This window comes from Kitasatospora sp. MAP12-44, from assembly GCF_029892095.1.
Classification (GTDB): domain Bacteria; phylum Actinomycetota; class Actinomycetes; order Streptomycetales; family Streptomycetaceae; genus Kitasatospora.
In genome coordinates this window covers 7,894,282-7,908,033 of sequence record NZ_JARZAE010000004.1, presented here as the reverse complement: position 1 = coordinate 7,908,033, position 13,752 = coordinate 7,894,282, and the positions used below count along the sequence as shown (strand labels likewise).

Here is a 13,752-nt window from a genome sequence, read left to right as displayed (position 1 = left end):
CACCCCGAACAACGGATCCGCCGAGTCCAACTGCTCGGCCGAGACCGGACGACCCACCATCGAGCCCACCGACAGCACCGGCCGGCCCGCCGCATCGGCCACCGCCAGCGACAGCCCGCCGTCACCCACTCGCACCAGCCGCACCCGGACCGCCGACGCGCCCACCGCGTGCAACGACACACCGGTCCACGCGAACGGGACGACGGTGTCCTCGGTGCCGCTCTCCAGGATGACGGCGTGCAACGTGGCGTCGAGGATGGCGGGGTGAAGACCGAATCGCCCGGCCTCGTCAGCCAGTTGCTCCGGCAACGCGACCTCGGCGAACAGCTCCTCCCCGCGCCGCCAGACGGCCCGCATCCCCTGGAACACCGGCCCGTAACCGAACCCGGCCTCCGCGAACCGCTCGTACGCACCCTCGACGGAGACCGACTCGGCCCCGATGGGCGGCCACACCGACGCGTCGAACGACTCGGGCTCGACGGAGTCTGCCGCCAGCACACCGCTCGCGTGGCGCGTCCAGAGGCCGTGCTCCTGGTCGTCCGGCTGCGAGTGCACGCTGAGCGCACGGCGTCCGGACGCATCCGGCATCCCGACCCGCACCTGCACCCGAACGCCACCCTGCGCAGGCAGCAACAGCGGTGCTGCCAGGGTCAGTTCCTCCACCTGCTCGGCGCCGACCTCGTCACCTGCCCGGACCGCCAGCTCGAGCAACGCGGTACCCGGCACGAGCACCGTGCCCTTGACCACGTGGTCCGCCAGCCACGGGTGCGACTGCACCGACAGGCGGCCGGTGAGCAGCACACCGTCGTCACCCGCCAGTTCGACCGCCGCACCGAGCAACGGGTGCTCGGCCGATTCGATGCCCGCGAAGCGGACGTCGCCGCCGCGCAGCGCGGAGCCGGCCGGCCAGAAGCGCCGACGCTGGAACGCGTAGGTCGGCAACTCGACCTGGCGGGCACCGGTTCCGGCGAAGAGGGCCGTCCAGTCGACCTTGCCGCCAGCGACGTGCAGGCCGGCGACGGCCTCGACGAGCGCGACCTCCTCGGTCCTGTTCCTGCGCAGGACGGGAGCGAAGAGCGCGTCCTCGGCGGCCGACTCCTGGGCCATCGCGGAGAGGACTCCGTCCGGGCCCAACTCCAGGAATCGGGCGACTCCTTGAGCCGTCAGTGTGCGGATGCCGTCGGCGAACCGGACGGCGTGGCGGACGTGGTCCACCCAGTACTGCGGGGAGCGGAGCTGCTCGGGCGTGGCGAGTTCGCCGGTCAGGTTCGAGACGACGGGCAGGGTGGGCGCGTTGAACGCGAGGCTGGCGACGACCTGCCGGAAGTCCTCCAGCATCGGGTCCATCAGCGGGGAGTGGAAGGCGTGCGACACCCGCAGGCGGTTCGTCTTGCGGTCCGCGAAGCGGGCCAGGACACCGTTCACGGCGTCCTCGGTGCCGGAGAGCACCACGGAGGACGGGCCGTTGACGGCGGCGAGGGAGACGAACTCGGTGAGCAGCGGCAGGACTTCGTCCTCCGTTGCCTGCAGCGCGACCATCGCGCCACCGGCAGGCAGCGCCTGCATCAGGCGACCACGGGCTGCGACCAGCGCGCAGGCGTCCACCAGCGAGAGCACCCCCGCGACGTGCGCGGCAGCGATCTCGCCGATCGAGTGGCCGGCCACGAAGTCCGGCCGGATGCCGAAGGATTCCAGCAACCGGTACAACGCCACCTCGACGGCGAAGAGCCCCGCCTGGGCGAAGTCCGTCCGGTTCAGCAGCTCCGAGTCCTCGCCCCACACGACCTCGTGGACGGGTGCGTCAAAGCCCGCGCACACGGCCTCGAAGGCCTGCGCGAACACCGGGAAACGGCTGTGGAGTTCAAGCCCCATCCCGAGCCGCTGCGAGCCCTGACCGGAGAACAGGAACGCGGACTTTCCTCCACGCGCCAACCCTTCGACCACCCCGGCGACCGGTTCGCCGGCGGCGAGCGCCGACAGCGCGAGCAGAGCCTCGGCGCGGCCCGCCGCGACGACCACCGCGCGGTGCGCGAAGAGCGACCGCGAGGTGACCAACGAGCGGCCCACGTCGACCGGTTCGAGATCCCCGGCGTGCGCGAGCAGGCGTGCGGCCTGAGCGCGCAAGGCGGACTCCGTACGACCCGACAGCACCCACGGCACCACACCGGCCTCGACCGACGCCGCCTCGACAGCGGGCTCGAACTCGGCCTGCTCCAGGACGACATGAGCGTTCGTCCCACTGATGCCGAAGGACGACACACCCGCGCGGCGCGGACCCGCACCCTGCGGCCAGTCCGTCCGCTCGGTCAGCAGCTCGACCGCACCGGCCGACCAGTCCACGTGCGAGGACGGCGCGTCCACATGCAACGTGCGCGGCAGCACGCCATGGCGCATCGCCATCACCATCTTGATCACACCCGCCACACCCGCCGCCGCCTGAGTGTGGCCGATGTTCGACTTCAACGAGCCCAGGAGAAGCGGACGTTCACGATCCTGACCGTAGGTCGCGAGCAGCGCCTGCGCCTCGATCGGGTCACCCAACGTCGTCCCCGTCCCGTGCGCCTCCACCGCATCGACGTCAGCCGTCGACAGAGCGGCAGCCGCCAACGCCTGGCGGATCACCCGCTGCTGGGACGGACCGTTCGGCGCCGTCAGGCCGTTGGAGGCGCCGTCCTGGTTGACCGAGCTGCCGCGCAGCACGGCGAGCACGCGGTGCCCGTGGCGCCGCGCGTCCGACAGACGCTCCAGCACCACCATGCCGACACCCTCGGCCCAGCCCACACCGTCCGCCGTCTCCGAGAACGACCGGCACCGACCGTCGGCCGACAGACCGCCCTGCCGCGAGAACTCGACGAACGTCTGCGGAGTGGACATCACCGTCACGCCACCGGCCACCGCGAGCGAGCACTCACCCGAACGCAGGGCCTGCGCCGCCCAGTGCAGAGCGACGAGGGAGGACGAGCAGGCGGTGTCGATCGTCACGGCAGGGCCCTCCAGGCCCAGCGTGTACGACACCCGACCGGACGCAATGCTCGGCGCACTGCCACTGCCCTGCTGGCCCTCGAACTCCGGTGCACCGAGCAGGTTGGCGTAGTCGTTGTACATGACGCCGGCGAAGACGCCGGTCTGGCTGCCGCGCAGCGAGACCGGGTCGATGCCCGCACCCTCGATCGCCTCCCAGGTCGTCTCCAGCAGCAACCGCTGCTGGGTGTCGGTGGCCAGGGCCTCCCGGGGGCTCATCCCGAAGAACTCGGGGTCGAACTCGGCGGCGTCGTGCAGGAAGCCGCCGGAGCGCGTATACGAGGTGCCCGCCACGTTGCGGTCGGCGTTGTAGAGCGACTCCACGTCCCAGCCACGGTCGGTCGGGAAGCCGGAGATCGCGTCCACGCCGTCCGAGACCAGTCGCCACAGGTCCTCCGGTGACTCGACACCGCCGGGGTAGCGGCAGGCCATCCCGACGATCACCACCGGGTCGTCCGCCACCAACGGCAACGCCCGTACGGGTATCGCGAGTTCATCCTCCGAACCGAGCAACTCATCCAGCAGGTAGCCCACCAGCACGTCCGCACTCGGGTAGTCGAAGACCACCGTCGCCGGCAACCGCAGGCCCGTCACCGTGCCCAACCGGTTGCGCAGCTCGACCGCCGTCAGCGAGTCGAAACCGAGATCCTGGAACGCCCGCGTCGGCTCGACGTCCGCCGCACCGCCGTGGCCAAGCACCAGCGCGATCTGGCCGCGCACCAGGTCGAGCAGCACCTCACGCCGCTCGACCACGGACAGCCCGGACAGGCGACGCGTCAGGTCGGCAGCAGCACCCGCACCCGCGCCGGCCACCCGTCGCGTACGCGTCCGGATCAGGCCACTCAACAGCGGCGGCACCTCACCCTGCGCCCGCAGCGCAGCAAGGTCGAGCCGGACCGGCAGGACCGCCGGCTGACCGCCGGACAACGCCGCGTCGAACAGCGCCACCCCGTGCTCGGGGGAGATCGGCGGCATGCCCAGACGCGTGATGCGCTCGACCTCGGCCTCGCTCAGGCTGCCGGTCATGCCGGCGGTCTGTGCCCAGGGGCCCCAGGCGAGCGAGAGGCCCGGCAGGCCCTGCGCCTGGCGGTGGCGGGCGAGCGCGTCCAGGAAGGCGTTGGCGGCGGCGTAGTTCGCCTGGCCCGCGCTTCCGAAGGTCCCCGCGACCGAGGAGAAGACGACGAAGGCCGACAGCGCGAGGTCTCGCGTTGCCTCGTGCAGGTTCCACGCCGCGTCCACCTTGGGCCGCAGCACGCCCGCCAGCCGCTCGGGCGTCAACGCCGACACCACACCGTCGTCCAGAACGCCGGCCGTGTGCACTACCGCGCGCACCGGGTGACGGGACACCAGAGCCGTGACGGCGTCCGGGTCCGCCACGTCACACGCCTCGACGACCGCGTCGGCGCCGAGGGCGGCCAGCTCGGCCACCAGCTCCGCCACACCATCCGCCGCAGGACCGCGACGACTGACCAGCAGCAGACTACGGACACCGTGCCCCACCACCAGGTGACGGGCGACGACACGGCCCAGACCACCCGTGCCACCGGTGACCAGCACCGTACCCTCGCCATCCCAGGCCGCTGCGGCAGCATCGGACGCCGCCACCCGCGCCAGCCGCGCCGCCAGGACCTCGCCGCCACGCACCCACAACTGCGGCTCCTGCGACCCCAACACCCCGGAGGCGTCGTCCGCATCACCGTCCACATCCACCAGGCCGAAGCAGCCCGGGTTCTCCGACTGCGCCGAGCGCACCAGACCCCACACCGCAGCCCCGGCCAGATCCGCACCCGACACCGCACCACGCGTCACGAACACCAGACGCGACCCCGCGAACCGCTCCCCCGCCACCCACTCCTGCACCAGACCCAGCACCCGCGCCGTCAACGCGTGCACCGACTCGATGAGAGCACCGGAACCAGAGACCCGGACCACCACCACCGGCGGAACATCCACCAGGGAGGAGAGATCCTCGACCTCAACCGAGGAGACCGCCTCAGCGGCAGCAACCGCCACCCACTCCAGCTGGAACAGCGAGTCCCGACCCAGCGCATCGGTCGCCCCCAGCTGCCCGGCGGAAATCGGGCGGACCAGCAGCGACTCGACGGACGCCACCGGCGCACCCGCCGTGTCGGCGATCGCGACGGACAGCGCTCCGCCCGACGAACGGCTCAGCCGCACCCGCACCGCCGAGGCGCCCGCCGCGTGCAGCGACACCCCGGTCCACGAGAACGGCACGCTGCCGCCCTGGCCCTGCGCGTCACCCTTGAGGAAGACCGACGCGTGCAGGCAAGCGTCGAAGAGCGCGGGGTGCAGGCCGAACGCGCCGCCCTCGGCGCGGTCCGGCAGCGCAACGTCCGCGAACACCTCGTCCCCGCGTCGCCACACCGCCCGCAGGCCCTGGAACACCGGGCCGTAGCCGAACCCGGCCTCCGCGAGTCCCTCGTACGCACCCTCCACCGACACCGGCTCCGCACCAACCGGCGGCCACACCGACGCGTCGAACGCCACCGGCGCCGCAACGGCTGCTCCCAGCACACCACTTGCATTCAGCGTCCACACCTGCTCGGACGCACCGTCGACACACGAGTGGACGGTCACCGCCCGACGACCCGAACCGTCCAGCTCACCGACCCACACCTGCACCCGCACACCACCCGCAGCCGGCAGCACCAGCGGCGCGGCAAGCGTCAACTCCTCCACCAGGTCACACCCGACCTCGTCGCCTGCCCTGAGGGCCAGCTCGACCAGCGCCGTCCCCGGCACCAGCACCGAACCCAGCACCACGTGATCCGCCAGCCACGCATGCGACTCCACCGACAGGCGACCCGTGAACAGGTATCCGTCCGCAGTGACCAGCTCGACGGCCGCGCCGAGCAGCGGGTGCTCGGCCGACGTGAGGCCGGCGAAACGGACGTCACCGGCGCTCCGCACCGGGCCGGCCGGCCAGAAGCGCTGGTGCTGGAACGCGTACGTCGGCAACTCGACCCGGCCGCCACCGGTTCCGGCAAGGAGTGCCGTCCAGTCGACCTTCGCGCCGTGTACGTGGAGGGCAGCCATCGCGTGGACAGCGGTGGCCTCCTCGTCCCGGTTCTTGCGCAGCAACGGGACAAGCAGGGCGTCCTCGCCCGCCGACTCCTGAGCAAGCGAGGTGAGCACACCGTCCGGTCCCAACTCCAGGAACCTGCCGACGCCTTGAGCGGTCAGTGTGCGCACACCGTCCGCGAAGCGGACCGCCTCGCGGACGTGCCTCACCCAGTACTCCGGGGAGCACAGCTGCTCCGCCGTGGCGAGTTCGCCCGTCAGGTTCGAGACGACAGGCAGAGTGGGCATGTTGAATGCCAGGCCCTCTACAACCGCGCGGAACTCCTCCAACATCGGGTCCATCAGCGGCGAGTGGAACGCGTGCGACACCCGCAGCCGCGTCGTCTTACGGTCCGCGAACTGCGCGCGCACCGCCTCCACCGCGTCCTCGGCCCCCGAGATCACCACCGACATCGACCCATTGACCGCCGCGATCGAGACGAACTCGCTTATCAGCGGCAGGACTTCGTCCTCAGTCGCCTGCACCGCCACCATCGCGCCACCGGCCGGCAGCGCCTGCATCAGCCGCCCCCGCGCCGCCACCAAGGCACACGCGTCCGCCAGCGAGAACACCCCAGCCACATGCGCGGCAGCCACCTCGCCGATCGAGTGACCGGCCACGAAGTCCGGCCGCACGCCCCAGGATTCGAGCAACCGGTACAGCGCCACCTCCACCGCGAACAACCCCGCCTGGGCAAAGTCCGTCCGATTCAGCAGCTCCTCGTCCGCACCCCACACCACGTCACGGACCGACGCGTCGAACCCCGCGCACACCGCGTCGAAGGCCTGCGCGAACACCGGGAAACGGCCGTACAGTTCACACCCCATCCCCAGCCGCTGCGACCCCTGCCCCGAGAACAGGAACGCCGACTTCCCTCCGCGCGCCAGGCCCTCGACCACCCCCACCGCCGGCTCGCCCGCAGCCACCGCCGCCAACCCGCTCAACGCCTCGGCGCGGTCCGCCGCGACGACCACCGCGCGGTGCGCGAAGAGCGACCGCGAGGTGACCAACGAGCGGCCCACGTCGGCCGGTTCGAGGTCTCCGGCGTGCGCGAGCAGCCGTGCGGCCTGAGCGTGCAATGCGGACTCCGTGCGACCCGAAAGCACCCACGGCACCACACCGGCCTCGACCGACGCCGCCTCCACCACAGGCTCGAACTCGGCCTGCTCCAGCACGACATGCGCGTTGGTACCGCTGATCCCGAAGGACGACACACCCGCACGACGCGGACCCGCACCCGCCGGCCACACCACCGGCTCGGTCAGCAGCTCGACCGCACCGGCCGACCAGTCCACGTGCGAGGACGGCGAGTCCACATGCAACGTGCGCGGCAGCACGCCGTGCCGCATCGCCAGCACCATCTTGATCACACCCGCAACACCCGCCGCCGCCTGCGTGTGGCCGATGTTCGACTTCAACGAGCCGAGAAACAACGGGTGTTCACGATCCTGACCGTAGGTCGCGAGCAGTGCCTGCGCCTCGATCGGGTCACCCAGCGTCGTCCCCGTCCCGTGCGCCTCCACCACGTCCACGTCGGCCGTCGACAGCCCACCGCTGGCCAACGCCTGGCGGATCACCCGCTGCTGCGAGGGACCGTTCGGCGCCGTCAACCCGTTGCTCGCGCCGTCCTGGTTGACCGCCGAACCCCGCACCACCGCCAACACCCGGTGCCCGTTGCGCCGCGCGTCCGACAGACGCTCCAGCACCACCATGCCGACACCCTCGGCCCAGCCCACACCGTCCGCCGCCTCCGAGAACGACCGGCACCGACCGTCGGCCGACAGACCGCCCTGCCGCGAGAACTCCACAAACGTCCCCGGCGTCGACATCACCGTCACACCACCGGCCACCGCGAGCGAGCACTCACCCGAACGCAGCGCCTGCGCCGCCCAGTGCAGAGCGACAAGGGACGACGAGCAGGCGGTGTCGATCGTCACGGCAGGGCCCTCCAGGCCCAGCGTGTACGACACCCGACCGGACGCGATGCTCGGCGCACTGCCGTTGCCGCGGAAGCCCTCGAATTCGTCGCCGGCAAGCGTGTCCCGGTAGTCGGTGTACATCACACCCGCGAAAACACCGGTCTGGCTGCCGCGCAGCGACACCGGGTCGATGCCCGCGCCCTCGATCGCCTCCCAGGTCGTCTCCAGCAGCAACCGCTGCTGGGCGTCCGTGGCCAGCGCCTCCCGAGGGCTCATCCCGAAGAAGTCCGCGTCGAAGTCCCCGGCCTCGTAGAGGAAGCCGCCGGAGCGCGTGTACGAGGTGCCCGGCACGCCGCGATCGGCGTTGTAGAGCGCCTCCACATCCCAACCGCGGTCGGTCGGGAAGCCCGCGATCGCGTCCACACCGTCCGAGACCAGTCGCCACAGGTCCTCCGGCGACTCGACACCGCCGGGGTAGCGGCAGGCCATCCCGACGATCACCACCGGGTCGTCCACGACCGACGGCAACGCCCGTACGGGCATGGATACTTCGGCCTCGCTGCCGAACAGTCCGTCCAGCAGGTAGCCCACCAGCACGTCGGCGCTCGGGTAGTCGAAGACCACCGTCGCCGGTAGCCGCAGGCCGGAGGCCTTGCTCAGCCGGTTGCGCAGCTCGACCGCCGTCAGCGAGTCGAACCCGAGATCCTGGAACGCCCGCGTCGGATCGACATCCGCCACGCCGCCGTGGCCAAGCACCAGCGCGATCTGGCCACGCACCAGGTCGAGCAGCACCTCGCGCCGCTCGACCACGGACAGCCCGGACAGGCGCTGGAGCAGCCCGGCCGCAGCGGCCGATCCCGCCTCCACCACCGAGCGGCGGGCCCGCCTGCGGACGAGTCCGCGCAGCAGCGTCGGGATCTCGTCCTGGGCCTTCAGCATCGCGAGGTCGAACCGCACGGGCAGCACGACGGCCTGTGCCGCCGAGCCGGCCAAGGCGCCCGAGCCGGCCGAGGCCGCCATCGCGGCATCGAAGAGCGCCACGCCGTCCGCGGCCGAGAGTTCGGGCATGCCGGTCCGGGCGATGCGCTGGATGTCGATCTCGGAGAGCGTGCCGATCATGCCGCCGTCCGGACTCCACGGACCCCACGCCATCGAGACGCCCGGCAGACCCTGTGCTCGGCGGTGCTGTGCCAGGCCGTCCAGGAAGGTGTTGCCAGCAGCGTAGTTGCCCTGACCGGGCCCACCGAAGATGCCGGAGACCGACGAGAACAGCACGAAGGCCGTCAACTCCAGCTCCCGCGTCGCCTCGTGCAGGTTCCATGCCGCGTCCACCTTGGGCCGCAGCACGCCCGCCAGCCGCTCGGGCGTCAGCTCCGACACCACACCGTCGTCCAGCACGCCGGCCGTGTGCACCACCGCGCGCACCGGGTGGCGGGCTATCAGGTCCGTCACCGCAGCGGCGTCCGCCACGTCGCACGCCTCGACGAGCACCTCAGCACCGAGGGCGGCCAGCTCGGCCACCAGCTCGGCGACACCCTCCGCCGCAGGGCCGCGACGGCTGACCAGCAGGAGACTACGGACACCGTGCTCAGTGACCAGGTGACGCGCGACAACCCGGCCCAGACCACCCGTGCCGCCGGTGACCAGCACGGTACCCTCGCCGTCCCAGGCCGCTGCGGCAGCATCCGACGCCGGCACCCGCGCCAGGCGCGCCGCCAGGACCTCGCCGCCACGCACCCACAACTGCGGCTCCTCCGACCCCAACACCCCGGAGACGTAGTCCGCGTCACCGTCCACATCCACCAAGCCGAAGCGGCCCGGGTTCTCCGACTGCGCCGACCGCACCAGACCCCACACCGCAGCCCCGGCCAGATCCGCACCCGACACCGCACCACGCGTCACGAACACCAACCGCGACCCCGCGAACCGCTCCCCCGCCACCCACTCCTGCACCAGACCCAGCACCCGCGCCGTCAACGCGTGCACCGACTCCACCACCGCACCGGAACCGGACAGCCGGACCACCACCACCGGCGGCACATCCACCAGGGAGGAGAGATCCTCGACCTCAACCGAGGAGACAGCCTCAGCAGCAGCAACCGCCACCCACTCCACCCGGAACAGCGAGTCCCGCCCCGCGCCCCGGACCGCCGTCGCGGCGGACACCGCCCGCAGCACCAGCGAGTCGACCGTCGCCACCGGCGCACCCGCCGTGTCGGCGACCGCCACCGCGACCGTCTCCTCGCCCGTCCGGGTCACCCGCACCCGCACGGACGACGCGCCCGCCGCGTGCAGCGAGACGCCCTCCCACGAGAACGGGACGACGCCCTTCGGCAGGCCGTTGAACGCGGTGACGTGCAACGCCGCGTCCAGCAACGCCGGGTGCAGACCGAACGCCACCGCCGAAGCCTCGCCCGCCTCGGGCAGGGCGACGTCGGCGAAGACCTCGTCGCCGCGCCGCCAGGCCGCGCGCAGCCCCTGGAACAGCGGGCCGTAGCCGAAGCCGCCCTCGGCCATGCCCTCGTAGAGGCCGGTCAGGTCCACCGCCTCGGCGCCGGCCGGGGGCCAGACGGAGGCGTCGAAGTCGCCGGTCCGCTCCCCCGCCGCCAGCACGCCGCTCGCGTGCTGGGCCCACGGGCCGCCGTCGCCGCCCTCCGGCCGCGAGCGCACGGCGAGGGTACGGCGGCCGGCCTGGTCCGGGGCGCCGACGCGCAGTTGGAGCTGGACGCCGCCGCGCTCCGGTAGCACCAGCGGTGCGGCGAGCGTCAGTTCCTCGACCAGGTCGCAGCCGACCTCGTCGCCCGCGCGGACGGCCAGCTCCAGGAAGGCGGTGCCGGGCAGCAGGACCGATCCCATCACGACGTGGTCCGCCAGCCACGGGTGCGACTCCACCGACAGCCGGGTGGTGAACAACAGGCCGTCGCTGTCGGAGAGTTCGACGGAGGCGCTGAGCAGCGGGTGGTCCGTCGCGTCCAGGCCGGCCGCGCCGACGTCACCGGACGCGCCCGTGCCGGTCCGCGGCCAGAAGCGCTGACGCTGGAATGCGTACGTCGGCAGGTCGACCAACCGGGCGCCGGTGCCCGCGAAAAGCGCGGCCCAGTCGACCGGTTGGCCCACGACGAACAGCTGTGCCACGGCGGCCAGCGCGGTGGCTTCCTCGCCCTGCTTGGCCCGGAGCATCGGCGCCAACACCGTGTCGCCGTCCGACAGGGACTGCGCGGCCATCGCGGAGAGCACGCCGTCCGGGCCCAACTCCAGGAACCTGCCGACGCCTTGAGCGGCCAGCGTGCGCACACCGTCGGCGAAGCGGACCGCCTCACGGACATGGCTCACCCAGTACTCCGGGGAGCACAGTTGGTCCTCGGCGGCGATCGCGCCGGTGAGGTTCGAGAGCACCGGCACCGACGGCTCGCCGAAGGTCAGACCCGCCACCACCGCCCGGAAGTCCGCCAGCATGGGTTCCATCAGCGGCGAGTGGAACGCGTGCGACACCCGCAGCCGCGTCGTCTTACGGTCCGCGAACTGCGCGCGCACCGCCTCCACCGCGTCCTCGGCCCCAGAGACCACCACCGACGACGGTCCGTTGACCGCCGCGATCGAGACGAACTCGCTCATCAGCGGCAGGACTTCGTCCTCAGTCGCCTGCACCGCCACCATCGCGCCACCAGCCGGCAGCGCCTGCATCAGCCGCCCCCGCGCCGCCACCAAGGCACACGCGTCCGCCAGCGAGAACACCCCAGCCACATGCGCGGCAGCCACCTCGCCGATCGAGTGACCGGCCACGAAGTCCGGCCGCACGCCCCAGGATTCGAGCAACCGGTACAGCGCCACCTCCACCGCGAACAACCCCGCCTGCGCGAAGTCCGTCCGATTCAGCAGCTCCTCGTCCGCACCCCACACCACGTCACGGACCGACGCGTCGAACCCCGCGCACACCGCGTCGAAGGCCTGCGCGAACACCGGGAAACGGCCGTACAGTTCACACCCCATCCCCAGCCGCTGCGACCCCTGCCCCGAGAACAGGAACGCCGACTTCCCTCCGCGCGCCAGGCCCTCGACCACCCCCACCGCCGGCTCGCCCGCAGCCACCGCCGCCAATCCGCTCAACGCCGTCCCCCGGTCCGCCGCGAGCACGACGGCCCGCTGCGCGAGCGTCGACCGCTCGGTGACCAACGAAAAGCCGGCGTCCAGCGCGAGGCCGCTCTGCGCGCCCGCGCCCTGCTCGAGGTGTGTCAGCAACCGGGCCGCCTGGCCGCGCAGTGCGGCGTCCGTCTTCCCGGAGAGCACCCACGGCACGACGCCGGGCTCCACCATCGGTTCCTCGGCGGGCTGCGCCTCCACGGGTTCGGCCTGCTCCAGCAGGACATGCGCGTTGGTGCCGCTGATGCCGAACGCCGACACGCCCGCCCGGCGCGGGCGGCCCGTCGCCGGCCAGTCCGTCCGCTCGGTGAGCAGCTCGACGGCGCCGGCGCTCCAGTCCACGTGCGAGGACGGCGCGTCCACGTGCAGCGTCTTCGGCAGCACGCCGTTGCGCATCGCCATCACCATCTTGATCACGCCCGCGACGCCCGCCGCGGCCTGCGCGTGACCGATGTTGGACTTGATGCCGCCGAGCAGCAGCGGCCGGTCGGCCGGGCGGCCCTGACCGTACGTCGCGAGCAGGGCCTGCGCCTCGATCGGGTCGCCCAGCGTGGTGCCCGTGCCGTGCGCCTCCACCGCGTCGACCTGGTCGGCGGAGAGTTGCGCGTTGCTGAGGGCGGCGGTGATCACGCGCTGCTGGGACGGACCGTTCGGAGCGGTCAGGCGGCTGCTCGCGCCGTCCTGGTTGACGGCGGTGCCGCGCACCACGGCGAGCACCTCGTGCCCGTTGCGGCGGGCGTCCGAGAGTCGTTCGACCAGCAGCAGGCCGACGCCCTCGGCCCAGGAGGTGCCGTCGGCGGCCTCGGCGAAGGGCTTGCAACGGCCGTCGACGGCGAGCCCGCGCTGGCGCGAGAACTCGGTGAACAGGCGGGTGGTGGGCATCACGGCGACGCCGCCGGCCAGCGCCATCGAGCACTCGCCGGCGCGCAGCGCGCGGACGGCCAGGTGCAGCGCCACCAACGCGGAGGAGCACGCGGTGTCGACGGTGACGGCCGGGCCCTCCAGGCCGAAGGTGTAGGAGATCCGGCCGGAGAGCACGCTGACCGCGCCGCCGGTCAGCAGGTGGCCCTCGGTCTCCTCGGACTGGCGGGCCAGCGAGCCGTAGTCGGTGTCGGCGCCGCCGATGAAGACGCCGGTCTCGGTGCCGCGCAGCGAGGCCGGGTTGATCCTGGCCCGCTCGATGGCCTCCCAGGCCGACTCCAGCAGCAGCCGCTGCTGCGGGTCCATCGCCAGCGCCTCGCGCGGCGCGATGCCGAAGAGCTCCGCATCGAAGTCGCCCACCCCGTCCACGAAGCCGCCGTGGCGCACGTAGCTCTTGCCGGGCGTGCCGGGGACGGGGTCGTAGAGCGACTCGACGGCCCACCCGCGGTCCTCCGGCAGGTCCCCGATCGCGTCGCCGCCCTCCGCGACCAGCCGCCACAGGTCCTCCGGCGAACGGACGCCTCCCGGGTACCGGCACGCCATGCCGACGATGGCGATCGGCTCGTTCTGCCTGGCCTCGACGGACTCCAAGCGCTGCCGGGTCCGCCGCAGGTCTGCGGTGACCTTCTTGAGGTAGTCGCGGAGCTTGTCTTCGGAGGTGCTGGCCAT

At 72.4% G+C, this 13,752-nt stretch carries 1 protein-coding gene (only partly in view); it reads right to left on the bottom strand.

Features of this window, described 5'->3' with window-relative positions:
* A protein-coding gene (locus P3T34_RS35680; protein ID WP_280670366.1) for a type I polyketide synthase crosses the window boundary here: on the bottom strand, positions 1-13,752 show its 5' portion. Its footprint begins 12,855 nt before the window's first position; only the first 13,752 of its 26,607 coding nucleotides appear in the window; its start codon is at positions 13,750-13,752; its stop codon lies off the left edge, out of view.